Here is a 26027-nt window from a genome sequence, read left to right as displayed (position 1 = left end):
TGCCCCTCTCGGCACCTGTTCCGCGCCACCCGTTGCGCCTGCAGGCAGCGGGTGGACAATGGATGTGACCACTTCGAGGAAGAAGGGCTGGACACATGTCACCGGTCGAAAGAGGAAGCTACACCGCCAAGTTCACCGACGGGCCGCTGGAGGGAAAGACCATCCGCACCGACTTCACGTCGGCGGGCGAGCCCCAGGCGCGACTCACCATCCCCGCTGCCGCCAGCAGCAAGAAATACCTCTACCGTCGCTCGTCGGGCCTGGAGTTCGGCGACTCCGATCGCCCGAGCGCGGTCGACTACCGCTACGTCGAGGCCATCGTCGGCTGAGGTTGCCGGCCGGGCCGCTCCCCTCCTCAGGGAGGTGCTGCAGGCGGCCCGGCCCGAGCACTCGCCGTCAGGGGGATCCCTCCTACTTCCCCACTCACGACCACGGTCGCCAGACCATCGGCCACGACACATCCCACCAGCGACCCGGCGAGCGACGCCGTGACCTCACCGGCCGCTTCGCAGGGGAAGCCCGCGACTCGCCCCGAAGCGGTGTCGGCGGCCGCCAGCGCGGCCGAGTCGGCGGCCCCCTGCAACCGCTGATGGCCGGCCAGGGCGGCGCCGAGGGGTGCCAGTGCGCAGACCAGCACGGCGAGCGCGAGCACGAGACCGACGCCCAGGATGCTCCCGCTGCCGTTCTCATCGGCCCACGCCGAGTGGAGCCCGCGCCAGTTCCTGAACCGCCGGACCATGCCCGCTCGTTGCCGGTACCCATACCCGAGCCGCCGGACCACGCGTGCTCGGAGACGGTGCACGCTCATGGGCGTTCTCCCCCTTGACGGTCGTCGAGAGCGCATCCACGACCGGTCAGCTCGAACAGCGAGCCGAGCCTGCCGAGCGACACGGACGCCGAGGCCGTGACGCACACGATCGATCCCGAGGCGGCGATCGCCATCGAGGCGCCGGGAGTCACCGACGCGACCCGCGACGACGCCTCACCCGGAGGATCGCCGCGGCCCACCATCCGGGCCGCGTCGGCCGCGGCGTCCGTCAGCCCCACCTGGACCGCCCCGAGTTGCACGACTCCCAGGCCGAGCGCGAGCATCAGAACGACGGCCGGAAGGACGAGGGCGAACTCTGCGGTAACCGACCCCTCGTCGGCCGCGCTGTCACCCCGCTGCGGACAGCGCACGGTGGATCAGATCGGTGAGCATGCCTTTGACGTCGTCGCCGCGGAGCACGACGACCAGCAGGCCGGCCAGGCCCACCGCCGCCAGCGTGGCGATGGCGTACTCGGCCGTCGCGGCGCCCGCCTCGTCGTCGAGCGCGCTCCGCGCCCGCTCGAGAAGACGGCGGCCCGATGTCCGGCCCAGTGCAGAGGCGGGGGCAGGGGCGGAAGTCGAAGTGGCGAAGATCTGTGTCATGAGAAGTCCCTTTCACTGTCAGGTTCAGGCGTCGAATTTCTGGCGTCGGAATTTGTCGTCGGTTTCGGGTGTCAGGTGTCAGGTGTCGGATTTCGGAGGGTGCAAGCGCGAGCAGTCCGGTGAGGACTCGCCGGACTGCGAGGACAAGCAGACCCGCGAGAACACGCAGGTCTGGCGCAGAAAGCAGTGACGCGTCGGTGCGGTGTGCTCACCCCGCACTCACGAAGGATGTCGAACGGAGCACGCCGAGCAACACCGGCGCGACCGAGAGCAGAAGGAACGCGGGGAGCACGCACAAGCCGAGCGGCAGCATCAGCTGCACGCCGAGCGATGCCGCCCGCTCGGAGGCCGCTCCGATCGCGTCCCGGCGCATCCGCACCGCCTCGGCCCTCAGCAGTTGCGCCGGTGGGGCCCCGGCGAGCGCCGCCAGCGACAGCACCGCCTCGATCTGCCGGCGTTCGCGGCCGTCATTGCCGGACGCCCGCGCCATGGTGCCGGACGAGCAGACAGGCGAGTACCGTCGGAGCGCCTCCGCCACGAGCTCGACGGCGCCGTCGGCCGAGCCTCCTCCTGCCACGGCGACGGCCACCAGGTCGAGAGCCAGACCGGGCGCGAGATCGCGCCGGCTCCCCCGCCGGAGCAGCCAGCGGCTCCAGGCCCGGCCGAGAAGGACGAGCACCGCGCCCGCGCCCAGGCAGATCCAGCCGGGTGGGGTGGCGACGAGCACCTGGACCGTGTTAAGCCCCCACAGCATCCCGGCACCCAGCGAGACGAACGGGAGGGCGAGCACGAGACGGGTGGTCGCCCGCGGACCGGACAGCGCCACCGCCACCTCCCGCTCCACCGCACCCAGATCGCGCAGCGCTTCGGCGATGTCGACCAGGCAGCGGGAGAGCGACGCGCCGGCTTCGGTGGCCACGAACCAGGACGCCGCCAGCATCGACCACGCCGCCCGTTCGTCGCCAGCCGACGACGTACCCGCCGATGGAGACGCTCTCGCCGAGGCCGAAGCCGAAGCCGAAGCCGAAGCCGAAGCCGAAGCCGAAGCCATGATCGCCTCCGCCACCGGCAGGCCCCGGTCGGTGCGATCCGCCACCGACTGCGCGAATCCGCCTACACTCGCGCCGATCAGATGCCACGCCGAGACGGGAGACACCCCGGCGGAGAGGAGAACGGCCAGCTTCTCGGCGACAGACCCGATCTCCTCCACCGCCGGTCGCCTGGACCGCCCCGGCGGCTTCCGCCCCGGCGGCTTCCGCTCCGGTGGTGTCCGGTCCGGCGGTGTCTGCTCCGGTGGTGTCCGTTCCGGCGACGTCCGTCCCGCCTGCGCAGACGTGCGACTCCGGCCCCGCGCCCCCTCACGCATCGCGCACGGAACCGGTCACGTCGATGCCGCTGATCGCCAGCCGATCGCGTTCGTCGACCTCGAACCGCCCGAACGCCTCGATCACCCGGCCCTTCTCGGTGCGCCGGAGGTGGCACACCAGCCCGATCGCACTGACGCTCTGCCGCGCCACCGCCGTGGCATCCATTCCCGCGAGGGCGCCGAGCGCCTCCAACCGTGCCGGCACGTCGGCGAGCGCGTTGGCGTGCAGCGTTCCCGCTCCCCCGTCGTGGCCGGTGTTCAGGGCGCCGAGCAACTCACGGATCTCCGCCCCGCGACACTCGCCGAGCACCAGCCGGTCGGGCCGCATCCGGAGCGATTGGCGCAGGAGTTCGGTGAGCCCGATGCCGCCCGCGCCCTCGAGGTTGGGTTGCCGGGCCTCGAGGGCCACCACGTGCGGATGCTCGATGCGCAGCTCGGTCACGTCTTCGATGACGACGATCCGGTCGCTCGGCGAGGCGGAGGCCAGCATCGCCGAGAGGAACGTCGTCTTGCCGCTGCCTCCCGCCCCGGTGACCAGCACGTTGACCCGCTCGCTCACCGCCGACTCGACGATCGCCCTCCGGGCGCGCCCCGGCTCCCCGGTACCGAACAGACCTCGCTGGTCGAGATCGTGCAGGCTCGGCCAGCGCCGTTGCGGAACCCGGATCGACACCAGCGTTCCCCCCGGCGCCAGCGGCGGCAGCACGACGTGCACGCGCAGGCCCGCGACCCGCACATCGACGCACGGGGTGGCCTCGTCGATGTGCCGCCCGCCCTGCGCCACGAGCCGCACCGCGAACTCGCGCAACCGCTCCTCGTTCGGGCAGCTCCAGCTCGGGTCGGCGACCGCTCCGTGCCCGCGGTCGACCCAGAGCGAGCGGTGGCCGTTGACGAACACATCGGTGACGGCCGGATCGGCGAGTACCCGGGCCAGCGGCCCGAACGGCGCGAACCGGTCGCCCGCCGGCGGAGGCGCCGACCGAGACGGAGGGTGAGCACCAGGAGAAGCGAGATAAGGAGCGGGAGGAGGAGAAGCGAGCGGCGCCGGGCCGGCATCCGGGTCGGCGACGCTGTGGCGAGTTGTCATGCCCCGACGCTACGGATGCGCATCCGGAGCCGAGCCGCCCGCCCGCGATCTGTGGACAGAACCGAGCAGCGCTCGAGCTGTGCACAACGCGCCAGGACGAACCCGGAACCACGAATGGCCCGCACCTCGAGAAGAGGAGCGGGCCATCGCGTTAAAGAGAAGGGGCGGCACCCAATGGGGGGAAGGGTGCCGCCGCAGCAACGCTGGATTGGGGGGAATCACTAGTGCGTTGCATCCGAACACGAGGTTCGGTAGTGACGAGTTTACCCGCTGGAAACATTGGGTCAAATCACTCCAGCGAACTCTCAGCGTGTCGTCCCCGAGGAGTATCTTCGGAATGGTTCGCGACACCCCATCCTCCCTTCGGGACGGGATCGCGGCAGCACGACTCGCGAAGGAGCGACATCGACCATGACCGCCCACGACATCGACAACCTCATGCACGAATCGCGCCGTTTCGCCCCGAGCGCCGAGTTCGCGGCCGGCGCGGTGGCCGGTGCCGAGCTCTACGAGAAGGCGGCTGAGAGCCGCGAAGAGTTCTGGGCCGAGCAGTCCCGCGAGCTGCTGCACTGGCACAAGCCCTTCACCCGTACCCTCGACTGGTCGAACCCGCCGTTCGCCAAGTGGTTCGACGACGGGGAGATCAATGTGGCCTACAACTGCCTCGATCGGCACGTGGAGGCCGGCAACGGGGACCGCATCGCCCTGAACTGGGAGGGCGAGCCCGGCGACTCGAGGTCGTACACCTACGCGGAACTCACGAACGAGGTCAAGAAAGCCGCGAACCTGCTGACCAGCCTCGGCATCCGCCAGGGCGACCGGGTCGCCATCTACCTCCCCCTCGTCCCCGAAGCGGTCATCTCGATGCTCGCGGTGGCCCGCATCGGCGCCGTGCACTCGGTGGTGTTCGGCGGCTTCAGCGCCGAGAGCCTGCGCGCCCGCATCGACGACGCGAGCGCCAAGCTCGTCATCACGGCAGACGGCGGCTTCCGCAAGGGCAAGGTCTTCGCCCTGAAACCGACGGTGGATGCGGCCCTGGCGCTCGAGACCGGCGACACCAGCACCAGCACCAGCACCAGCACCAGCACGGTGAACCACGTCCTGGTCGTCAAGCGCGGCGGCAACGAGGTCGACTGGACTCCCGGCCGCGACCTCTGGTGGGACGACGAGCTGGCCCAGGTCGACGCCGAGCACGTCGCACGCCCCTTCCCCGCCGAGAACCCGCTCTTCATCCTCTACACCAGCGGCACCACCGGAAAGCCGAAGGGCATCCTGCACACCAGCGGCGGCTACCTCACACAGGTCGCGTTCACCCACAAGAACGTCTTCGACCTCGAACCCGAATCGGACGTCTACTGGTCGACCGCCGACGTGGGCTGGATCACCGGCCATTCCTACGTGGTCTATGGCCCGCTCGCGAACGGCGCCACCCAGGTGATCTACGAGGGAACGCCCGACACGCCGCACCCCGGCCGCTGGTGGGAGATCATCCAGAAACACAAGGTCACCATCCTCTACGCCGCGCCGACCGCGATCCGCACCTTCATGAAGCTCGGCCGGCAGATCCCCGCCGAATTCGACCTGACGAGCCTGCGCCTGCTCGGCAGCGTCGGCGAGCCGATCAACCCCGAGGCCTGGGTCTGGTACCGCGACGTGATCGGCGGCGGCATCACCCCGGTGGTCGACACCTGGTGGCAGACCGAGACGGGCGCCATCATGATCTCCGCCCTGCCCGGCGTCACCACCCTGAAACCGGGCAGCGCGCAAGTGCCGATTCCCGGCGTCTCGATCGGCATCGTGACGGATGACGGCACCCCGGTGGGTGCCGACGAGGGCGGACTGCTCGTCGTCACCGAGCCCTGGCCGAGCATGCTGCGCGGCATCTGGGGCGATCCCGACCGCTTCAAGGAGACCTACTGGGAGAAGTTCGGCAGCACCTACTTCGCCGGCGACGGCGCCCGCTACGACAAGGACGGCGACATCTGGCTGCTCGGCCGGGTCGACGACGTGATGAACGTCTCGGGCCACCGCCTCAGCACGGCCGAGATCGAGTCGAGCCTGGTGTCGCATCCGATGGTCGCCGAGGCGGCCGTCGTGGGGGCCGCCGACGAGACGACCGGTCAGGCCGTCGTCGCCTTCGTGATCACCCGGGCCAGCCAAGCGGATGCCGCGAGCAAAGACGACGCCTCGGCCGTGCTGCGGGCGTACGTCGCGCAGCAGATCGGCGCCATCGCCCGGCCCCGCGACGTGTTCATCGTGAGCGAGCTCCCCAAGACCCGTTCGGGCAAGATCATGCGCCGCCTCCTCCGCGACGTCGCCGAGGGCCGCGAGGTCGGAGACACCACTACCCTCGCCGACACGAGCGTCATGACGATCATCAGCGAGACGATGCGCTGAGCCTCAGACCAGCACACCCGAGCGGACACCCCGCGGAATTGGGGAAAGTGGCGGCGTGTACGTCACTTTCCCCGTGAGAGCGCCAATGACGGCGGCACCCATCACATCGCCGCAAGAAGCGCCGCAGGGGCGGCGGCGCTCAATATGGTCAGGCGAACTCGGCGATGAGCTCGACCTCGACGGGGCTGTCGAGGGGGAGCACGGCGACGCCGACGGCGGAGCGGGCGTGGATGCCGGCGTCGCCGAAGACGTCGACGAGGAACTCCGAGGCGCCGTTGATGACGCCGGGCTGGCCGCTGAACGAGGAGTCGGACGACACGAAACCGGTGACCTTGACGATGCGCACGACGCGATCGAGCGAGCCGAGCACGCTCTGCACCGCCGCCAGGGCGTTCAGTGCGGAGAGCTGCGCGAGGGACTTGGCCTCGGAGGGCGACACGAGGCCGGATCCGTCACCCACCTTGCCGGTGACCGAGAGCGCCCCGTCGACGAACGGCAGCTGACCGGCCGTGTAGACGAGGTTGCCCGACACGACTGCGGGCACATAGGCGCCGGCCGGAGCAGAGACGGTGGGTACCGAGATGCCCAGTTCGGCCAGCCGCGCGGTGACCTGCGCCATCACGCCCCCGATCCGGCGATCGGCCGCTTGAGGTAGGCCACGAGACCGCCCTCGGGACCGGTGACGATCTGCACGAGCTCCCAGCCCTCGGAACCCCAGGTGTTCAGGATTCCGGTCGTGTTGTGGATCATGAGCGGTGTCGTCACATATTCCCAGGTAGGCACTAGCACCCTTTCGAGGCGGTTTTAGAGGTTTGTCGCTTACCCTTGATCCTATGTCTGCCCCGAAAGCCACGGCTAGCGGTGTGGTCGGAGCCATTCTGGGCATCGTGGGTATGAGCGCAATCGCGGGCATCCTCGTCACAGCCATGGTCACGCCCGCACTCGCTGTCACCGGCATTGCCGCGAACAACTCCATCGGTATGTTCGAGAACCTGCCCAGCTACATCAAGCCGGATGCTCTCGCCGAGAAGACCAGCATCTACGCCACGCAGAGCGATGGCACCCCCATCCTGCTCGCCAGCGTGTTCGAGCAGAACCGCGAGGAGGTGGGCTGGGACCAGATCTCGCAGTACGTGAAAGACGCGGTCATCGCCACCGAAGACCCGCGCTTCTACACCCACGGCGGAGTCGACATCGCGTCGACCCTGCGTGCGGCCGCAGGCAACGCCCTCGAGACCTCCGCCTCCGGCGCGTCGACCATCTCGATGCAGTACGTGCGCAACATCCAGGTGCAGAAGGCCGAGGCCATCCAAGACGAGGCGGAGCGCGACGCCGCGTACGCCGAGGCCACGAAGACCACGGTCGACCGCAAGCTGAAGGAGATCAAGCTCGCGATCGGTCTCGAGAAGGAGTTCTCGAAAGACGACATCCTGCTCGGCTACCTGAACATCGCACCGTTCGGAGGCCGGGTGTACGGCATCCAGTCGGCCGCCCAGTACTACTTCGGCGTCAACGCCTCCGACCTCACCGTCGCGCAGGCCGCCAGCCTGATCGCCACCGTGAACGAGCCCAACGGCCTCCGGATCGACCAGGAGGAGAACATCGCCGACAACCAGGCGCGTCGCGACAAAGACGTGCTGCCGGCCATGCTCAAGGAGCACAAGATCACGCAGGCCCAGTACGACGAGGCGATCGCCACACCGGTGACCCCCAACATCGTGCAGCCCTCGACCGGGTGCCAGACCGCGAACACGATCGGCGCCGGCTTCTTCTGCGACTACGTCACCCACATCGTCAAGAACGACCCGGCGTTCGGGGCCGACGAAGACACCCGCTGGACGAACTTCAAGACCGGCGGCTACCAGATCTACACCACGCTCGACGTCGATCTGCAGAACGCGGCGATGAACGCGATGAACGAGAACGTGCCGAAGTCGTACGACTTCGACCTGGGCTCCTCGCTCGTGACCGTACAGCCCGGCACCGGCAAGGTGCTCGCGATGGTGCAGAACAAGGACTTCAGCGACGATCCCGAGGTGACGGCCGTCAACACCGGCGCCTCCGCCATCAACTACAGCACCGACTACAAGTACGGCGGATCGACCGGGTTCCAGGTGGGCTCCACGTACAAGATCTTCACCCTGGCCGAATGGCTGAAGACCGGCCACTCGCTCGGCGACATCATCAACGGAAACCCGGGAACGCTGAACCTGGCCCAGTTCGCCGACAGCTGCACCGGCGGAAACGGCGGCACCTACTCCGTGAAGAACGATGGCGGTGCGGCCCCCGGCAACGTGACCGTGATGAAAGCCACGGCCGACTCGGTGAACCTCGCGTTCCTGCGCATGGCGCAGAAACTCGACCAGTGCGAGATCCGCAAGACCGCCGAGGCCTTCGGCGTGCACCGCGCCGATGGCAACCCTCTGGGCGAGAACCCCGCCGACGTGCTGGGCACCAACGAGATCGCCCCGCTGACGATGGCCGCGGCCTTCGCCGCCGTCGCCAACGAGGGCACCTACTGCAGCCCGATCGCCATCGACAAGATCCTCGACTCACAGGGCAACGAACTGCCGCCCCCCGCATCGACCTGCAGCCAGGCGGTGGATCCGAATATCGCCGCCGCCATGACGACCGCCCTTCAAGGCGTCATCAACGGCGGAACCGCCACCCAGTCCAACCCGAACGACGGCATCCCCCACTTCGGCAAGACCGGTACCACCGACTCCGAGAAGGACACCTGGTTCGTAGGCGCCTCGACCGAACTCGCCACCGCTGTCTGGGTGGGCAACGTCGTCGGGACGGTCTCGATCCGCAACACCTCCATCGCGGGTCAGAGCGGCGGTAACGTGCGCCACTCCATCTGGAAGCAGTACATGACGGATGCTGACGGCAAGTACGGCGGAAACGCCTTCCCCGAGGCGGACAGCTCGCTCCGCAACGGTGTGCAGGTGTCCATCCCGAACGTGGCCGGCATGTCGCTCGACGCTGCCAGGTCGGCGCTCACGACGGCGGGCTTCGACTTCCAGGACGGCGGGGCGATCGACTCGACGCAGGCCTCCGGGCTGGTCGACAGCAGCTCGCCCTCGGGTCAGGCCTCGAAGGGGTCCACCGTCACGGTGTTCACCTCGAACGGCCAGCTGCGATCGGTACCGAACGTGGTGGGCATGTCTCCGGAGGCCGCCCGCTCGGCCATCACCGGAGCCGGTATCGCCGGCGACCAGATCGTGTTCGACGGCCCGTCTTCGGGCAACGGCGTGAAGGTCACGGCCACCAACCCCGGAGCCGGCAACCCGATCCGCTACGGCACGGACAAGCTCAGGGTCACCACGAAGGCCGGTTGAGAGTGACCCCCGCGACCCGGGCCGCCACGACCGCCGTCTCGGTGGCCGTGGCGGCCGGAGCCGCCGCCTTCGCCTACGGCACGTTCGTGGAGCGCAAGCAGTACACGCTCCGCACCGCCACGATCGACGTGCTCCCCCGGGGTGCCGCCGACATCCGGGTGCTGCATCTCAGCGACCTGCACATGGCGCCGTGGCAGCATGACAAGCAGCTCTGGATCCGCGACCTCGCGCGACTCGAGCCGCACCTCGTGGTCGACACCGGCGACAACCTCGGCCACCGGGACGGCATCGACGGCATCCGTGCCGCCCTGTCGGCCTTCGACGGCGTGCCGGGCGTGTACGTGAACGGATCGAACGACTACTTCGGGCCGTCGTTCAAGAACCCGATGCGCTACTTCATGGGCCCGTCCAAGCACACGGGCGATGCCGAGCGCCTCGACACGGAAGCTCTGCAGGCGTTCTTCGACGGCCTCGGCTGGAAGAACCTCAACAACCGCGCCGCCACCGTGGAGGTGAACGGCACCATCATCGACTTCTTCGGCGTCGACGACCCGCACCGCCACTTCGACCGCCTGGACCGCATCCCCGGGGCCCTGGACGAGCTGCGGGAGGAAGACGACCGCGGGCCCCGGGTCAGCATCGGCGTGGCGCACGCGCCGTACCAGTACGTGCTGAACTCCTTCGTGACGCACGGTGCCCAGGTGATCTTCGCCGGACACACCCACGGCGGTCAGGTGTGCATCCCGGGCTACGGCGCGGTGGTCACCAACTGCGACATCCCGCGCGCCCAGGTCAAGGGGCTGAGCCTGTGGCGCCACGGTTTCCACTCCGCGTTCCTGAACGTCTCGGCGGGTCTCGGCACGTCGATCTACGCGCCGTTCCGGTTCGCCTGCCGGCCCGAGGCCACGCTCCTCACGCTCCGCGCCCTCGGCTGATCGCCGACGCCGACCGTGCGCGGTCGTCGGCACCGGGAATATCGGCTATCCTTATTGAGGCCTCAGCCGCGCTGGTCGCGGTGAACCACTTCGGGGTGTGGCGCAGCTTGGTAGCGCGCCTCGTTCGGGACGAGGAGGTCGTGGGTTCGAATCCCGCCACCCCGACAGCACGAAGACGAGAACCGGCCGGAGAGAGATCTCCGGCCGGTTCTTTTTCGTCTGAGGGTTCCGCCCGCGGTTGCCACGCAGGCCGAGGTTCAGGCCAGGTCGTCCAGGTCGAAACGGTCCATCTCGCCCGCGGTCACGGCTGCGGCCCGCGGCAGATCGAGCAGGCGCGTGCGGCGCTCCAGTTGCTCCAGCACACCGTCGTCGACAGGATCGGGGAACCCCGAGACGACGGGCTGCGAGATGAACTGGCTGGCAGGCCCGACGACGAGCTGAACCGACGAGAGCCGGCCGTCGCTCTCGACCACCGGGATCTCCACGGTCTCGGCCCGCTCGTTCTGTCCCAGCGCGGCCGCCAGTCGCAGAAGCGCGTCGGCGATCGCGTCAGCGGTCTGGAAGGTCAGACCCACGTAAGAGACAGTTTTCATGTTTCAACCATGCCCCCGGCACCCACCCCCAGCAACCCCCGTGCGGCTCGGTCCCAGGCAGCGTCGGCCGGCGGACGGATCAGCCGCGGCCGAGTTCGCCGTGCGACTCCTCGAGGTAGCAGGCCCCGCAGAGCGACTCGTAGGTGACGTCTTGACCGTCGATGGCGACCTGGGCTCCGTCGAAGACGTACTCGCCGTCGATCCGCCGGGCGTTGAAGATCGCCTTGCGGCCGCACCGGCAGATCGTCTTCAGCTCTTCGAGGCTGTGCGCCACCTCCAGCAGCCGGATGCTGCCCGGGAAGCCTGCGGTGAGGAAATCGCTCCGGATGCCGTAGGCCAGCACCGGGACACCGTCGAGGATGGCGATCCGCAGCAGGTCGTCGACCTGGGCCGGGGAGAGGAACTGCGCCTCGTCGACGAGCAGGCAGCTGACGTCGGAGCCGGTGCGGTCGCGCACGGCTTCACGCCGGGCGCCGAACTCCTCGCGAACGGAGGTCTCGGGGGCGATCAGGAAGTCGGCGTCGCGTGTGACGCCGAGCCGGGAGACGATCTGCAGTTCACCCTTGGTGTCGACCGCAGGCTTGGCGATCAGCACCTGCTGCTCGCGCTCCTCGTAGTTGTAGGCGGCCTGGAGCATCGCGGTGCTCTTGCCGCTGTTCATCGCCCCGAACCGGAAATACAGTTTCGCCATCCGAATACCCTATTTCCTCCGCACCATCACGACGCCATCCGCCCTCGGCCGCTCGGGCGGCCGTTCAGAACAGCATCGGCTGCGCATCGCCCACCGGCCCGAAGCTCGGCCTCGAGGGCATCGGCACCGGGGCACCCTCGTTCCGCGGCGAGACGGCCGCAGCCCCGGCCCGAAATCCCCGGCTGGGCGTGCCCACTCCCCCGGTGGACGGGGAGACCTGCCCCGTGTGCAGCCCGTGTTTGCGGATCAGCGGCCGGATGCGCGCCGACAACCACTGTCGGTATTCCTTCGGCGCATAGCTGCCCTCGGCGTACAGCCGCCCGTACGCTGGCAACAGCTCCGGATGCTCGCGCGCGAGCCAGCCGAGGAACCAGGTCTTCACGCCCGGCTTCAGATAGAGGGTCGAGTACACCACGCTCGACGCACCGGCCTCGGCCGCGAGCCCGAGCGCATGATCCAGATGCTCGACGGTGTCGGTGAGCAGCGGCAGGATCGGCATCAGGAACACCTGGCACTCCAGCCCCCGATCGCGCACCGCGCGCACGGTGGCCAGCCGCGCCTTCGTGCTCGGAGTGCCCGGCTCGACCGACTGCTGCAGCTCGTCGTCGTAGACGGCGATCGACATCGCGAGGGTGACCGGCACCTCGGTGGCCGCTTCGGTTATCAGGTCGAGGTCCCGCCGCATCAACGACCCCTTGGTGAGGATCGAGAACGGCGTGCCCGAGCCGGCGAGCGCCCGGATGACCGACGGCATCAACGCATAGCGCCCCTCGGCGCGCTGATACGGATCGGTGTTCGTGCCGAGCGCCACCGGATGCCGCTGCCAGGACGGCTTGGCCAGCTCGCGCTCGAGCACCTCGCCCACGTTCACCTTGACGATGATCTGCTGATCGAAGTCGGCGCCCTCGTCGAGCTCGAGGTACCGGTGGGTGGGCCGCGCGAAGCAGTAGACGCAGGCGTGCGAGCACCCGCGATAGGGATTGATCGTCCACGAATAGGGCATGGAGGGCATGGCCGTACTGCTGCCGGGAACGTGGTTGAGCGCGCTCTTGGCGAGCACCTCGTGGAAGGTCATCCCCGCGAACTCGGGCGTCTGCACGCTGCGCACCAGGTTGCTCAGCCGCGCGAGCCCGGGCAGTGCGGCATCGCTCTCCGAGCCGAGTGCCTGTCCGTTCCATCGCATGCCGACATTCGAACATATATTCGAATGCGACACAAGCCCGACTCAGGCTTCGTAGAGCTCCAGCGGCAGATCGTCCGGGTCGAAGAAGAAGAGCATCTGCTTTCCGGTGTGCGGGTCGATCCGCAGCTCCTCGCAGCGCACCCCCTTGGCCACCAGCTCGGCCCGCGCATCCGGAACCGAGTCGACCTCGAAGGCGAGGTGACGCAGCCCCGCCGCCTCGGGCCCGCTAGGCCGCTCGGGCGGATGCGGAAAGGAGAAGAGCTCGATCAGGTACTCGCCGTTCAGCGCCAGGTCACCCATCCACGAGTCGCGTTCGGCCCGGTAGACCTCGCTCAGCAGGGTGCAGCCGAGCACCTCGAGGTAGAACGCCTTGGACCGCTCGTAATCGCTCGCGATCACGGCGACGTGATGCACGCGGTTCAGCTTCACGCTCTCGATCCCCATCTGGCCACGGCCGGACTCTGTCGACGGCCCGGCCATTTCGACGACTTAACTATTTAGCGGGATGAGAGGACCCGATACTCTCATCCCGCAAGGAGACGCCTGCAGACCTGTCATGATGCGCCGTTACCCTTACGGCCATGATCCAGGCCCGCGTCCGGCGTCCCCGTTGGCCTCACATTACACCGTCCCGGCTGGCCCCGAGGTGGGTTGACCCGAATGTGTCGCCCAGGTTCGGGCTCGGCGACGAAAAGTTCTCACGCTCGTAACATGCCGCCCCCGTCACCCAGCGCGAGCACCTCACCGCTCCAGCGCCGGCGCAGCCAGCGATCGTGCGTGGCCACCACCACCGCGCCCGGGTAACCGCCGAAAGCCTCCTCCAGTTCGCTCGCGAGCTGCAGCGAGAGATGGTTGGTCGGCTCGTCGAGCAGCAGCAGGTGCGGCGGCCGGGCGAGCACCAGCGCGAGCGCGAGCCGGCGCTGCTGGCCCACCGACAGGCTGCCGGTGGCGCGGTCGAGATCGTGGTCGGCGAGCAGGCCGAGCTGGGACAGCGGCACCCGTTCGGCCCGAGCGCCGCCGAGAGATCGTTCGTAGATCTCGCGTGGAGAGAGGGACGGATGCGGGAACCGCACGTCTTGCGCCAGCAGCCCGACGCGCAGCCCGCGCGCCCGGGTGATCGAGCCGCCGCTCGGCGCAAGCGCATCGGCAGCGCCGTCCGCCCCCGCCGCCGCGCCCGCCCCCGCCCCCGCACCCGCACGCGCCAACAGCGAGAGGAGCGTCGACTTGCCCGCTCCGTTCGCCCCGGTCACCAGAAGCCGTGAGAGCGGCTCCAGCCGCACCGACACGGGCCAGTCGGGCGAGCCCAGCCGGCCCTCGACCCACACCCCGTCCAGCACCATCATCGGTGCGCGACGCTTGCTCGTAGCAGAAGCAGCACCCGGCCCGCCCGCCCCCTCGTCACCCGTCGAGCCGAGCGGATGCGCGCCACCCGGCACCCCGCCGAAGCGCAGCGGCGCCGGCGGCATCGGAGTCGGGTTCTCGCGCAGCGCCTCCAGCCGCCCACGGGCATCGCGCACGCGCCGGCTGATCTGGCCCTGCACCCGCTCGCCGCGCAGGCCGTACATCATCTTCTCGTTGTCGCGCCGGCCCCGATCCGGAGCCACCCGCCGGCTGGTCACCTCCACCGACTCCTGCAGCTCGCCGACCCGCACCTGCTCGTCGTCGTAGCGCCGCTGCCAGCGCTCGCGCTCGGCGGCCTTCGCGGCGAGGTAGTGACTGAAGGTTCCACCGAAGCGCCGTGCACCCCCCTGCTCGGCGGGGTCGATGTCGATCACGGCGGTCGCCACCTCGTCGAGGAACGCGCGGTCGTGGCTGGCGAACAGCACGACGCCGGGCCAGTCGACGAGGGTCTGCCTCAGGTGGTCCGTGGCCTGGTCGTCGAGGTGGTTCGTGGGTTCGTCGAGCAGCAGCAGCGCCGGACGGGCGAGCAACAGGGCGGCGAGTGCCAGGCGGGAGCGCTGGCCGCCGCTGATCTGCGCGATCCTCCGCTCGAGCGGGAGGCCGCCGAGGCCGAGGCCCGCCAGCACCGTGTCGCGGCGGGATTCGGCCGACCACACGTCGAGCCGTTCGGCGCGCTCGAGAGCGGCCGCGTAGCGCTCGGCCGGGTCGATGCCGGACGAGGGGTGCGGCCCGGGGAACCCGAGCGCGATCCCCGCCGCCTCCAGCTCCCTCTCGGCGGTGCGTTCGCGCGCCAGAGCCGCCTCGAGCACGTCGTCCAGGCTCTGCTCGCCGCCGAAGGGCAGCTCCTGACGCAGATAGCCCACCGTCGAAGGCCGCGTCACGACGCCGGCATCCGGAGTCAGGTCACCGGCGAGAATGCGCAACAACGTCGACTTGCCGGCGCCGTTCTCGCCGATCAGCCCGATGCGCTCGGCGGGATCGAGCACCAGCGAGAGGTCGGTGAGCACCCGGCGGTCGCCGTACGAGTGCGAGAGCCCGTCGGCCCGCAGATGGGCGGCCGGATTCGGGGGGACGGATGGATGGGGGACGGATGGCGCCGAGCGCGCGCGGAAAGAGGAATCGGATCGGGCCACGAGGGCCGCCCTTCTCGAGAACGAGGGTTCCCGCCGGGCGGTGCGCGCATCCGTTCAGGATGCCGCGGCCTCGGGCGCGGGACGAAAGGGCGTCATCTCTCCATAGCCGACGACGCTACCATCCGCCGCGCCGGATGCTCAAGGCCCGGCCGCCCGCCCCCGCGTCCGCTCACGGGCGGAGGTAGACGCGCGCACGATGCAGCACGCAGGCGAGCAGAACCCAGAACAGCAGCAGCGTGCAGGTCCAGGTGAGCTGCACCTGGCCTCCGATCGCGATCGATCGGGCGAGCTCGTCGGCCACCGAGGTCTCGATCACCACCTCGGCGCCCTCCGGCCCCGCACCCGCCGCCACGATCTCGATCGGGCGATGCAGCACGCTCATCAGCACGTGCGACCCGAAGTACACCAGCAGGCTGTTGCGGCCGAGCGCGATCAGCGGATACGACGCCCCACGGACGACCCGGTCGGCCCGGTTCTGCGAGCGGCGGTCGAGCAGCAGGTGCCCGACCAGCAGCGCCACCGCCACGGGGGCCGCCAGCCGCAGGGCGAAGGGCGGCGTCCAGAGGCGCTTCATGACGAGCACCTCGGCGCCGCCGATCCACTCCGGCAGCCACACGCACAGCTGGGCCAGCAGCAGCGCTCCGGCCGCGCAGGCGACCAGCGGCAGGATGGCCCGGGCCACGCCGCCCCGGGCCACACCGCCCGGCCCGCCCTCCCGGCGCTCGCGCAGCGACAGGAGCAGATGCCCCATCGTCGCCCCGGCCGACGCGCTCACGAGAGCGCCCCAGGCCGCCATCAACCCCACCGGGTCGTACCCCCACTCGGCGTGGTGGTAGATGTGGGCCGCGCCGAACACCGCCGGGTCGACGACCCCCGAGGGATTGCAGGTCTCGGTCAGCCCGGCGTCACCGCATCCGGTCGCCCAGACCGCCAGCACCACCGTGTAGCCGGCGGCCAGCACGACCGTGACGAGCAGCCAGCCGAGCCAGGATCGGGTGACGAGATGCAGCAGGCCCAGCACCAGAACCACGAAGGCGTAGAGCTGCAGAACGCCCGTGACGGTCCACCCGTCGACGTCCCACACGTTCTGCGTGAGCGCGTTGTAGAGCAGCCCCACCAGCACGAGCAGCAGCACGCGGCGCAGCAGCGGCCACGGCTTCACCCGGCGGTGCATCGCGAACGCGAGACCGCATCCCGAAAGCGTGACGAAGACCGGGAAGATCCAGTCGAGCGGGTGCACGCCGTCCCACCGGGCGTGGTCGAACCAGGGCGGGAGGACGAGCAGGGAGTTGGCGGCGACGCTGGCGATGAGCATCCAGCCCCGAACCCAATCGAGACTGACGATGCGATTCACGCGTCGAGTATTACTCAGCTATCTGAGCGAGCGCCGTGCGATCTCGTCGTGCGTGTAGGCGCCCTTGGGGTTGCGGCCGAAACGGTCGCGCACCGCGGCCACGAGCACGTGCCGCAGGTGCGCCGCCTTGCCGGCCCTCAGGATGCGCCCGCGCATCGTGTAGGCGTCGAGGTAGGCCAGCCGCGGAGCCCATACGGGCCGGCGGCGGCGATTCACGATGCCGGCCGCAGCGGTGAGGTGCAGGAAGGCCTGCGTGGTGCCGATGGCGCTGGCGAGATCGACGCCGGGCGAGATGGAGGGCAGCGAGACGCGGGAGCCGTCGGGGGCATCCGTGGTCATCGCCACCAGGCCGCGCAGGTCGCTGTAGGGAGGGATGTAGGGGAGGAAACGGGAGTAGTCGACCTCCGAGGCCGCGATCTCCTCCAGCGAGGCCGTCTCCGACAGGCCCATGAACCGTTCGAAGGTGAACCGGCCCTGCGGATGGAACGCCGTCACCTGGGCGGCGAAGCCCACGTTCACGACGAGGATGTCGGGGATGCCCATTGCCCGGGCGGTGCGGGCGATCGTGGTGCCGATCTCCGGATGCGTGGTCTCGGACTCGTCGAAGACGATGGTGGCGCCGGCCAGGAACTCGCCCACGTTCTCGACGGTCACGCCGTCGCGGTAGACGTGCACCACGGCGGCCGGGTTGATCTCGCGCACCTGCTCGCGGAACACCTCGGCCTTGGACCGGCCGTAGGTGGCGGTGGTGGCGCCGGGGACGCGATTGGCGTTTTGCGGTTCGAAGTCTTCCGGGTCGGCGACGCTGAAGCTGGAGACGCCCATCCGGGCCAGCTTCGTGCCCACCTGGAAGCCGACTCCGCCGACCCCGGCGATCGCGACCCGGGAGTTCACCAGCGCGAGCTGCTCGGCCTCGCTCCAGAATCCGTAGTTGCGGGAGAACTCGGGCGAGCCGACGGACTTCATCCGCCTTCGACCGCGACGGGTTCGGTGCTCTCGCTGTCGGCCGACGTTCCGACGGCATCCGCGGACTCGGTCTTGTCGGCCGACTCGGATGCCCCGGCCGCAGCCTCCCGCTGGGCGCGCGAGATGCGCCCGAAGTACTCCAGGGCCCCGTCGGCCGCGATGAGCTGACCGAGGATGGTGGCGTTGCGCTCGTTGATGCGGGCGGCGGATCCGGCCAGATCGAACTCGACCGGCAGGTTGTAGTCGAGGTAGTGCTCGATGTAGCGCGGCTCGCCGATGCGCGAGATGGCGAGCACGCCGGCCAGGTGACGCTCGAGCCACGGTTCGATGATGGCGAAGGTGCGGCCCACGTCGTGCGAGGAGAAGTAGGAGGACATCAGGGCGAACAGGTGCCACTGCACGAGCTCCTGCATGGCGACGCGCTCGTGCCGGGCGATCACCCGGGACACCTCGACGCTGCCCGCGTCCAGCGGGTCGTCGGCGAACAGCTCGGGGCAGAACTCCTCCACCGGCAGCGGCCGGTCTTCGCCGTCGGCGCCCTTGATGATGGTGCGGGCCACGCCCACGATGCGCACGCCCTCCGGGGCGTTCTCGAGCACGGCGAAGGTGACGGATCGCGAGTCGTCGACGTCGCGGTCCAGACCGTCGTCGGAGAGGTCGGAGGGGTCGAGCTGGCCGGTCTGCTCCACGTAGACACGGCGGCGGAACTCGAAGTGCTGCCGATAGGCATCTTCGAATCCAGGGCGGGCCACGCCGTTGACGCCGATGATGCCGGTGGCCAGGCGCGCCTCAGGGTCTAGCTGGAAGGCCGGCGAATGCGCGATGACCGGGATGACCGCCGCATTGCTGACGGATCGATCAATCCGGGACACCGGGTGTCTTCCACGTCGCAGTCCGCTCAACAGTCATCGTCCGGAGCACTTCGAATCCTCCGTTATCAAGGGGTGGATGGCCGTCCGGCGAACTCGCGCGAGGCACGCTGCCGTAATCCCGAGCATAGAAGCGCGCCAAGTGGTTTGCAACTTGGGACATTATGTCTCAAAATGGTGCTGAGAGGGGCAATCATGTCTGAGAACAGCTGGACGAAGTCCGCGACCGGCCGCACGCGCACACCCAAGGACGAGGTCCGTGCGAAGCTGCTCGACACGGCCCTCAGCCTCGTGCAGGCGAACGGCCTCACGGTCGGTTTCGAGCACCTCCTGATGGATGACCTGATCAAAGAGGCGGGCGTGCCGCGCAGCTCGGTCTACCGCATCTGGGAATCGAAGGAGGCCTTCTTCGAAGAGCTCCTCGGTGAAGTCGCCAACCAGGTCTCCCCCGGCCGAGCCGACGAAGAGTCGCTCGTCGCCACCTGGGAATACCTCGGCTTCCGCGCCGACGAGCTGCGCACCCCCGAGGGCCGTCGCCGCATCCTGGTCGACGTCACCGGCCTCGCCGCCGAGCAGAACTTCGAGTCGGTCACCTCCTCGATGCAGTGGCGCACCTACGTCGCCCTCTCGTCGACGGCCCCCTCCTACCCCGACGCCCGTGTGCGCGACCTCATCATCGAGGCACTGCGCAACTCCGAGCTGGCCTTCCTCGACCAGATGGAGGTGTTCTACCGCAACATCATCCCCGCGGTGGGCTACCGTCTGCGCCCCGACCTCAACGACGACTACCGCCCCCTGGCCGTGGCCGCGGCCGCGATCATCGAGGGTCTCGGGATCGCGCGCACCACGATCCCCGACCTCGTCGAGAGCCGCTACCTCGTCGACAACGAGGGACGCCCCGCCGAGGTCTCCCTCGCCGCGATCTCCTACCACGCCATGATCATGGCGTTCATCGTCCCCGACCCCAACTACGACGCCGACGCCGCCATCGCCCGTCTCTCCGGCGGCATCGACGAGATGCCCCTGGTTCAGCCGCGCAGCCGCGACCTCGACGGGCACGACGGAACAGACGGCTGAGCCTCGACGTGCGGCGAAGCGGGTCGTACCGTTCAGCTGCAGTGCGACCGATCGCCGCCGCACTCTTGGTGGCCTGCCTGGCGGCGGTCGGCGCGATCGTGTTCTGGCCATCTCCTGTCGACTCTGGCTCGAAGGGCACGCTGTTGCGGGTCCTGGATTGGTTACACCACCTCGGCGTGCCGGATGCGGTCAACTATGGGGTCGTGGAGTTCAGCGCCAACGTCGTGATGTTCGTTCCACTGGGTGCGTTCGCCGCGGTCGCTCTCGGTCCGCACCGGTGGTGGATCGCGTTGATAGGTGGCCCGGCACTGTCAATCGGCATCGAAACGATCCAGGCGTGGGCCTTGCCGGCGCGATTTGCAACCCTCGACGACGTGGTGGCGAACACCACCGGGAGCATCATTGGAGTCGCTCTAGGCTGCGTGATCATCGCGCTGCTGCCCCGCACCACCGCCTCGAAGTTGAACTGAGAGTCTCTCCTGTCCGGGCTCCGCATCATCGTGCCGGCGCCGACTCCGGCTCAGCTTGCCGGATCGCCGCCCCTAGATAGGGCCCCAACGATTGCGAATACGTCTTGGTCATGTGCGCACCGGCATCCCGATACACCGGGACGTTGCCGACCACTGCGGAGCAACTGTCACCGACGCAGAAGAAGTTCGTCAGATCTACCAGCTTCACGGCAGGAACGGCTGCCGCCGCCGCGACGAGCGGATCTGCGCGCATCCCGGAGAGGCTCGTCGCGCAGGTGCTTGTCTGCGGATTGAAGTCCAGCCTTTGTGTGCACAGTAGCGCGTCCTCCGAGACCGCAGGCACGTCGGCCACGACTACCATCTCGCTGCCCGCGTCGACGACACGTTGGAAGGCCTGTGCGAACTCGTCAGGGAAGTTTCCTTTCGTCCGCGCCGCAGTAGTGATGACCAGGTCGTATTCACCGCCGGCCACCTTGTCCAGGATCTTGGGCTGAATCTCGCCGCACTTCTCGGTCAGACGAGTACTCAGAAGACAGCCGTCCCCGACGTAGGCGTCGATCTGCCAATTCTGTGATCCCCCACCAGCGAAGAACGCGGGAAGCAAACTCTGAGCGTGACTGTCACCCACGATGGCCACTTTGTAGCTGTCCGCTGACCGAAGGCCGTACTTGCACCAGCTCAGATCACCCGTTGTCTTGATCCAGCACAGGGATTTTCCGGAAACGAGCATGACATCATCGACCGCATCCGCGGGCGTCGGATCCATCGTCGCGCCGAGGTCCACTTGCGCGCACCCGGACGCTGGATCCAGCACGGCAGCGCCGACACAACTACGCCCGGTATCGACTGAGCCGGTTGCCTCGTCGGCTGGAGCGGCGGTCGACGCGACTTCAGTTGTCGGCGCCTGCTCTGAACCCCGGAGAAAGGCGACGTAGACGAGTCCGAGCGCGACGACCCCGATGACGGCGAACAGACCAATCTTCGGCGCAGTCTTGCGCAGGAAGCGCTGACGACGGCGCCTCCTGCGACGCCTCTGCCGACTCGAGAGCACAGCCGGGGTGAGCCAAGCCGACTTGCGGATCGGATCTTCGACGAAGTGGTAGGACAGCACGCTCAGCCCGACGATGAGGGCGGCGGCCACTCCCCAGTAGAGCACGTTGTCGCCCGGCATGACGGCAAGCAAGAGGATTAGCACCGGGAAGTGCCAGAGATAGAGCGAGTAGGAGATGTCTCCTACATACCGGCTCGCCGGATTCGTCAAGGGCCATAGGTACGGCTGATTCCCCTGTTCGCCCGCCAGGAGGATGAGTGCCGTGGCGACGATGGGCAGCGCAGCGGACGGAGCAGGAAATCCCTGGCTCGGGACGACTAGGAAGCACGAGGCCACGATCGTGCTGAAGCCCAGCCAGCTCATCGCGGTTCTCACCGCCATGTTCTTCGTGCGGAAGTACACGCCGAAAACGGCAACCAGCGCTCCAGCACCCAGTTCCCAAGCCCGATCGAGGGAGCTGAAGTAGGCCCAATTCTGATCACTGCCCGTCAGGTAGATCGCGTAGACGAAGGACGCGATCGAGATGATGCCGATCGCAACGCCCACGGCCACTCGCCGTCTGCCGGCGGTCCAGCCGAAGAGGCGTACCCCCAGCGCCAAGATGCCGAGCATCAGCCAGGGCCAGACGAAGTAGAACTGCTCCTCCACAGCGAGCGACCAGTAGTGCTGGACGGGACTGGGCAGGAGGTCTTGCTGGAAATAGTCCGTGCCCTGCAAGGCAAGGTTCCAGTTCGCGGAGAACAGAAGCGCCCAGAACGAATCTGCCGCTGTTCGGAGAAATCGTGCGCCGGGTGTCAGAAAGTAGGACGCAGCCACGGTCGCTGCGAGTACGAGCACCGCAGCGGGCAGGATCCTCTTCACCCTGCGGCGATAGAACCCGGTGAAGGAGATAGTCCCGGAGCGATCGTGCTCGCGCAACAGCAATCCGGTGATGAGATAACCGCTCAACACGAAGAACACGTCGACGCCGATGAAGCCGCCGGCGGGCCAGCCCAGCAGGTGATTGAGAATCACCGCCACGACCGCCAGCGCCCGCAGGCCTTGCACGTCACGGCGAATCGGATGGCGTGCTGGGGGCACCGCCTTCTTGGAGTCGCGTGACCGTGCGGACACAGAATCTGGTGCGAGCGAATTCGTCATCATCGACCCCCGGGTACATACCTGCGACGTGCGGCGTCAATCGAGAAACCGTGAAGGGGCACGGCAAAGAGAGCGCTCGTCGCATTGTCCGACACCTGCCGGAGCGGTCAGCCTAACAAATTTCAGGCCGAGGTCACACTCTGGTCATCAAAGACGCCATGCAGGTCTTAGCAGGTGAAGTCGAGCTGCGCGACCTCAGGCTGGGCGAGCATCGGGCCCACGAGCGTCTCGATGTCCTTCTCGGGCAAAGCGCTGACGTCGATGTCGATCGTGGCGGTCTGGGTCTCCCCTGGCGACACCTGGATGACTCCGCGGCCAACGGGATACCCGCCGTCGATTCCGATGGCTGCGGGCGCCTGGTTCGTGGATCCGGTGACATTTACGACGGTCGAACCCTCGGGCGCGTAGATGTAGGTGAAGACGCGCAGGTCGCCGAAGGGGATGCCGAAGCCGTTGCCGCCGGCGCCCGTGATGAACGTGGACAGGCCCTCGACCGCCGCGGGGTCGAGGATGTTGCTCGCCGCGATGTTCACGCGCACGATGCGGTTGCCCGCCGCGCACTGCGCCTGGCCGACCTCGATGGTCGATCGCAGGTAGTAGTCCATCTTCGAGCCGAGGTAATCGCTGAAGTAGACGCCGACCTGGTGCGCGGTGTCGGTCTCCTGCGGCATCTTCCCTGCAAGTCCCGCATCCGTGATGAGGCCCTGCACCGTGGTATCCGTGCTCGAGGCCAGGATGCGGCGCTCGCCGCCCGCCTTCTGCACGCCGGCGACGAACTTCGCGAGGTCGACGTCTCCGCTCATGATGGCGCTGAAGGTGGCTCCGGCGGCCGCGGAGAAGTAGGCGTCCTGCGCATCCGCGTCGTCGGCGTAGGTCTGGTACACCTGGTTCAGCAGCAGATCGATCGCGTTCGCCGAGGTGAGCTTGTTACCGTCGGCCAGCTTGATGGGGCCCGTCGCATCGAGGATGTAGCCCAGGGCCACCGGGTCGATGAACAGCACCGTGGCGGGCGTGACGCCCCGCTGCGAGCCCCACATCGAGCGGGTGAGGTCGGCGGCGACCTCCACCCGGGGCGTGAGGGTGTTGTTCTGGCTCTGCACGCCGAAGGGCACGAGGAAGAGCTGGCGCAGTTCGGGCGCCAGGCGGGCGTTGGCGAAGTCTTCGGACTCGCGCTCGAACGCGCGGCCCGACGAGTCCTGCGCGATGCTCAGATGCCCCTGGTCGGCCGTGAGCAGGATCTGCGCACCGGCGATGCCGCCGAGCGGGCGTACCTCCGCCGAGTTCTCGAACACCAGCAGGTAGTTGCGCGGCCCGTTCGCCCCCAAGAGTTCCGGGAGAACCGGCGCGAGCGCCTTGGCCGAGGCGATGGCGGGCTCGACGTCGCCGACGAGCGTGCCGACCTGGCTGACCGCGTCTTTCACCGGGCCGATCAGCGAGTCGGTCTTGATCCCCGAGACCGCGGTGTTCGCGCTGGTGAGCGCGGTGCCCGCGCGGTCGAGCACCGGCACCACGTCGGCGATGGCCGCCAGGTTCACGGTGCCGTCGACGGGCTTGAAGATCGCCGGCGAGAGCGTGTCGCCGAGGCCCACGGCCGGCACGACGGCCTCGTCGACCACGTCGGAGATGCTGTCGACCACGGTGCGCACGGCCACGAGGTTCTCCCCCACCATGCCGGGTACCTGCTCGGCGAGCCACCAGGCCGGGCCGGATGCCGCTTCCCGAGCCGCGGTCGCGTGCTCCTGCAGCTCCTGCACGTCATCCTGAGCGGTGGAGGCTTTGCCCGCGAGCACCTTGTCCTTCACGGACGAGAGCAGGGGTTTGGCCGCGGACAGTTCGCTCTGCACGGTGAAGGCCTTGAAGCCCACCCAGACGGCTCCCCCGACCACGACGAGCAGCAGCACGAAGACGCCGCCCACGATCCAGGGCCACTTGCGGCGAGGCTGACGGCGACGACGGCGACGCGACGAGGACGAAGAGGAGCGGGAAGACGCGGTGTTCGAAGATCGGCGCGTAGGGGTGTCGTCGGTCATCCGGTTATCGTATCGGCAGGCCGAGCGCCCCGGCTGAGCGAATGACGAGTGTCAGCGCGTGAGCTCGAGCACGGCGGCCGTGCTCTCGAGCGTCTTCTCGCTGGCCTTCTTGTTCTCGTTGAGCTTCGTGCCGAGCGAGGGGATCAGCTTCTCGAGCGTCTTCTCCCAGGCCGGGTACTGCTCGGGGAAGCACCGCTTCATGAGGTCGATCATGATCGGCACGGCGGTGGATGCGCCGGGCGAGGCCCCGAGCAGGCCCGCGATCGATCCGTCGGCCGCCGTGACGACCTCGGTGCCGAACTGCAGCACCCCGCCCTTCTTGGCGTCCTTCTTCATCACCTGCACGCGCTGACCGGCGGTGATGAGGTACCAGTCCTCGTCTTTGGCCGTCGGCATGAACTCGCGGAGGGCGGCGAGCTTCTTCTTGCGGCTGGCGAGGAGCTCGCCGATCAGGTACTTCATCAGGTCGAAGTTGTCGCGGGCGACGGCGAGCATCGGCCCGATGTTGTGCAGCCGGATCGAGGCCGGCAGATCGAGCCACGAGCCGCGCTTCAAGAACTTGGGGCTGAACCCGGCGTACGGGCCGAACAGCAGCGACGACTGGCCGTCGACGACGCGCGTGTCGAGGTGCGGCACCGACATCGGCGGAGCGCCCACGGCGGCCTTGCCGTAGACCTTCGCCTGGTGCTCGGCCACGACGGCCGGGTTGTCGGTGCGGAAGAACTGCCCGCTGATCGGGAATCCGCCGAAGCCCTTGATCTCGGGGATGCCCGACTTCTGCAGGAGCGGCAGTGCGTGGCCGCCGGCGCCCACGAACACGAACTTGGCCGACACCGTGTACGGGGTGTTGCCGACCTTTTCGCGGACGGTGATCTTCCAGCTGCCGTCCTTCTGCTTCGACAGCTTCTTGACCTCGGTCTCGAGCTTCAGCTCGGCGCCTTTGTCGACCAGCGAGTCGAACAGCAGGTGCGTGAGGGAACCGAAGTCGACGTCGGTGCCGGAGTCGATCCGGGTCGCGGCGATCTTCTCGTCCTTCTGCCGATCGCGCATGAGCAGCGGCGCCCAGCCGTAGATGACGCGCGGATCGTCGCTGAACTCGATGCCCTCGAACAGCGGCTCGCTGCGCAGCAGCTCGTAGCGGCGGCGCAGGTAGTCGACGTTGTCCTCGCCACGCACGAAGGTCATGTGCGGGGTGGGGTTGATGAAGCTGGTGGGCTCGGGGAGCACGCCCTGCTTCACCAGCGATGCCCAGAACTGCCGGCTCACCTGGAACTGCTCGTTGATGTTCACGGCGCGCGAGCTCTCCAGCGAGCCGTCAGCCGCTTCGGGCATGTAGTTGAGCTCGGCGAGCGCCGCGTGACCGGTGCCGGCGTTGTTCCAGGGGTTCGAGCTCTCCAGGGCGACATCGCTCAGCTGCTCGAAGATCAGGATCGACCAGTCAGGCTGAAGCTGCTTGATCATCGTTCCGAGGGTTGCACTCATGATGCCCCCTCCGATCAGGACGACATCCACGTTCTTTGTGCTCACACCTC

At 68.4% G+C, this 26027-nt stretch carries 24 protein-coding genes and 1 tRNA gene; 7 read left to right on the top strand and 18 right to left on the bottom strand.

Features of this window, described 5'->3' with window-relative positions; translation table 11 throughout:
* Window positions 1-95: 95 nt before the first annotated feature.
* Window positions 96-329 carry a hypothetical protein gene (locus ACN4JJ_RS03050; protein ID WP_440708428.1) on the top strand — a complete coding sequence of 78 codons (234 nt, stop codon included), beginning with the start codon at window positions 96-98 and terminating at the stop codon, window positions 327-329.
* A 26-nt stretch (window positions 330-355) separates the two neighbouring features.
* On the opposite strand, the gene ACN4JJ_RS03045 is transcribed toward ACN4JJ_RS03050, so the two are convergent.
* The 5 genes from ACN4JJ_RS03045 to ACN4JJ_RS03025 form a co-directional block, all read right to left on the bottom strand.
* On the bottom strand, window positions 356-739 hold the full coding sequence (locus ACN4JJ_RS03045; protein WP_440708427.1) for an Rv3654c family TadE-like protein: 384 nt from the start codon (window positions 737-739) through the stop codon (window positions 356-358).
* 65 nt (window positions 740-804) lie between these two features.
* Window positions 805-1179, bottom strand: coding sequence for a TadE family type IV pilus minor pilin (locus ACN4JJ_RS03040; RefSeq protein WP_440708426.1), 375 nt, complete (start codon window positions 1177-1179; stop codon window positions 805-807).
* Complete coding sequence (locus tag ACN4JJ_RS03035) at window positions 1157-1411, bottom strand: DUF4244 domain-containing protein (RefSeq protein WP_440708425.1); 255 nt, start codon at window positions 1409-1411, stop codon at window positions 1157-1159. The genes ACN4JJ_RS03040 and ACN4JJ_RS03035 overlap by 23 nt, the downstream gene beginning before the upstream one ends.
* Window positions 1412-1619: 208 nt before the next feature.
* Entirely contained in the window at window positions 1620-2351 is a 732-nt protein-coding gene (locus tag ACN4JJ_RS03030; RefSeq protein ID WP_440708424.1) for a type II secretion system F family protein, read from the bottom strand.
* 418 nt (window positions 2352-2769) lie between these two features.
* The gene (locus ACN4JJ_RS03025; RefSeq protein WP_440708423.1) at window positions 2770-3864 is read right to left on the bottom strand and encodes a TadA family conjugal transfer-associated ATPase; all 1095 of its coding nucleotides are present in this window, start codon (window positions 3862-3864) and stop codon (window positions 2770-2772) included.
* A gap of 411 nt (window positions 3865-4275) precedes the next feature.
* Between ACN4JJ_RS03025 and acs the strand changes: the two genes are divergently transcribed.
* Entirely contained in the window at window positions 4276-6261 is a 1986-nt protein-coding gene (acs, locus tag ACN4JJ_RS03020) for an acetate--CoA ligase (RefSeq protein ID WP_440708422.1), read from the top strand.
* Between the two features lie 148 nt (window positions 6262-6409).
* Here acs and ACN4JJ_RS03015 read toward each other — a convergent pair whose 3' ends face one another.
* Both ACN4JJ_RS03015 and ACN4JJ_RS03010 read right to left on the bottom strand, forming a co-directional pair.
* Window positions 6410-6880 carry a RidA family protein gene (locus ACN4JJ_RS03015; RefSeq protein ID WP_440708421.1) on the bottom strand — a complete coding sequence of 157 codons (471 nt, stop codon included), beginning with the start codon at window positions 6878-6880 and terminating at the stop codon, window positions 6410-6412.
* Window positions 6880-7011, bottom strand: a complete 132-nt coding sequence (locus ACN4JJ_RS03010; protein WP_440708420.1) for a DUF4177 domain-containing protein — start codon at window positions 7009-7011, stop codon at window positions 6880-6882. Before ACN4JJ_RS03010 ends, ACN4JJ_RS03015 begins: the two co-directional genes overlap by 1 nt.
* A gap of 83 nt (window positions 7012-7094) precedes the next feature.
* On the opposite strand from ACN4JJ_RS03010, the gene ACN4JJ_RS03005 reads away from it, so the two are divergent.
* From ACN4JJ_RS03005 to ACN4JJ_RS02995, 3 genes are all read left to right on the top strand, one after another.
* On the top strand, window positions 7095-9602 hold the full coding sequence (locus ACN4JJ_RS03005; RefSeq protein ID WP_440708419.1) for a transglycosylase domain-containing protein: 2508 nt from the start codon (window positions 7095-7097) through the stop codon (window positions 9600-9602).
* A gap of 2 nt (window positions 9603-9604) precedes the next feature.
* Complete coding sequence (locus ACN4JJ_RS03000) at window positions 9605-10537, top strand: metallophosphoesterase (protein ID WP_440708418.1); 933 nt, start codon at window positions 9605-9607, stop codon at window positions 10535-10537.
* A 91-nt stretch (window positions 10538-10628) separates the two neighbouring features.
* Window positions 10629-10702 (top strand) — tRNA-Pro (locus tag ACN4JJ_RS02995).
* A gap of 92 nt (window positions 10703-10794) precedes the next feature.
* Here ACN4JJ_RS02995 and ACN4JJ_RS02990 read toward each other — a convergent pair.
* The 8 genes from ACN4JJ_RS02990 to ACN4JJ_RS02955 all read right to left on the bottom strand — a co-directional run bounded on the left by ACN4JJ_RS02990 (window position 10795) and on the right by ACN4JJ_RS02955 (window position 18730).
* Window positions 10795-11130 carry a hypothetical protein gene (locus ACN4JJ_RS02990; RefSeq protein ID WP_440708417.1) on the bottom strand — a complete coding sequence of 112 codons (336 nt, stop codon included), beginning with the start codon at window positions 11128-11130 and terminating at the stop codon, window positions 10795-10797.
* 79 nt (window positions 11131-11209) lie between these two features.
* The gene (locus ACN4JJ_RS02985) at window positions 11210-11821 is read right to left on the bottom strand and encodes a thymidine kinase (RefSeq protein ID WP_440708416.1); all 612 of its coding nucleotides are present in this window, start codon (window positions 11819-11821) and stop codon (window positions 11210-11212) included.
* 64 nt (window positions 11822-11885) lie between these two features.
* Window positions 11886-13004, bottom strand: a complete 1119-nt coding sequence (locus ACN4JJ_RS02980) for an Rv2578c family radical SAM protein (RefSeq protein ID WP_440708415.1) — start codon at window positions 13002-13004, stop codon at window positions 11886-11888.
* Window positions 13005-13046: 42 nt separating this feature from the next.
* The gene (locus ACN4JJ_RS02975) at window positions 13047-13433 is read right to left on the bottom strand and encodes a VOC family protein (RefSeq protein ID WP_440708414.1); all 387 of its coding nucleotides are present in this window, start codon (window positions 13431-13433) and stop codon (window positions 13047-13049) included.
* Window positions 13434-13702: 269 nt separating this feature from the next.
* Window positions 13703-15538 carry an ABC-F family ATP-binding cassette domain-containing protein gene (locus tag ACN4JJ_RS02970; RefSeq protein ID WP_440708413.1) on the bottom strand — a complete coding sequence of 612 codons (1836 nt, stop codon included), beginning with the start codon at window positions 15536-15538 and terminating at the stop codon, window positions 13703-13705.
* Window positions 15539-15707: 169 nt separating this feature from the next.
* A complete protein-coding gene (locus ACN4JJ_RS02965; protein WP_440708412.1) occupies window positions 15708-16892 on the bottom strand; it encodes a heparan-alpha-glucosaminide N-acetyltransferase domain-containing protein in 1185 nt (394 codons plus the stop codon).
* 18 nt (window positions 16893-16910) lie between these two features.
* Window positions 16911-17858 carry a ThiF family adenylyltransferase gene (locus ACN4JJ_RS02960; protein ID WP_440708411.1) on the bottom strand — a complete coding sequence of 316 codons (948 nt, stop codon included), beginning with the start codon at window positions 17856-17858 and terminating at the stop codon, window positions 16911-16913.
* Complete coding sequence (locus ACN4JJ_RS02955) at window positions 17855-18730, bottom strand: hypothetical protein (protein WP_440708410.1); 876 nt, start codon at window positions 18728-18730, stop codon at window positions 17855-17857. Before ACN4JJ_RS02955 ends, ACN4JJ_RS02960 begins: the two co-directional genes overlap by 4 nt.
* 192 nt (window positions 18731-18922) lie before the next feature.
* On the opposite strand from ACN4JJ_RS02955, the gene ACN4JJ_RS02950 reads away from it, so the two are divergent.
* A complete protein-coding gene (locus tag ACN4JJ_RS02950; protein WP_440708409.1) occupies window positions 18923-19804 on the top strand; it encodes a TetR/AcrR family transcriptional regulator in 882 nt (293 codons plus the stop codon).
* A 41-nt stretch (window positions 19805-19845) separates the two neighbouring features.
* Window positions 19846-20274 carry a VanZ family protein gene (locus ACN4JJ_RS02945; protein ID WP_440708408.1) on the top strand — a complete coding sequence of 143 codons (429 nt, stop codon included), beginning with the start codon at window positions 19846-19848 and terminating at the stop codon, window positions 20272-20274.
* Between the two features lie 25 nt (window positions 20275-20299).
* On the opposite strand, the gene ACN4JJ_RS02940 is transcribed toward ACN4JJ_RS02945, so the two are convergent.
* From ACN4JJ_RS02940 to ACN4JJ_RS02930, 3 genes are all read right to left on the bottom strand, one after another.
* Complete coding sequence (locus ACN4JJ_RS02940) at window positions 20300-22465, bottom strand: acyltransferase family protein (protein WP_440708407.1); 2166 nt, start codon at window positions 22463-22465, stop codon at window positions 20300-20302.
* 167 nt (window positions 22466-22632) lie between these two features.
* Window positions 22633-24495: a DUF4012 domain-containing protein gene (locus ACN4JJ_RS02935; protein ID WP_440708406.1), complete on the bottom strand. Its 1863-nt coding sequence runs from the start codon at window positions 24493-24495 to the stop codon at window positions 22633-22635.
* A gap of 51 nt (window positions 24496-24546) precedes the next feature.
* A complete protein-coding gene (locus ACN4JJ_RS02930) occupies window positions 24547-26022 on the bottom strand; it encodes a malate:quinone oxidoreductase (RefSeq protein WP_440708405.1) in 1476 nt (491 codons plus the stop codon).
* Window positions 26023-26027 lie beyond the last annotated feature (5 nt).

The sequence above is a fragment of the Herbiconiux dendrobii genome, from assembly GCF_052048175.1.
Lineage (GTDB): Bacteria > Actinomycetota > Actinomycetes > Actinomycetales > Microbacteriaceae > Herbiconiux.
The sequence above is the reverse complement of the archived record's forward strand: the minus strand, read 5'-3'. Positions and strand labels throughout refer to the sequence as shown.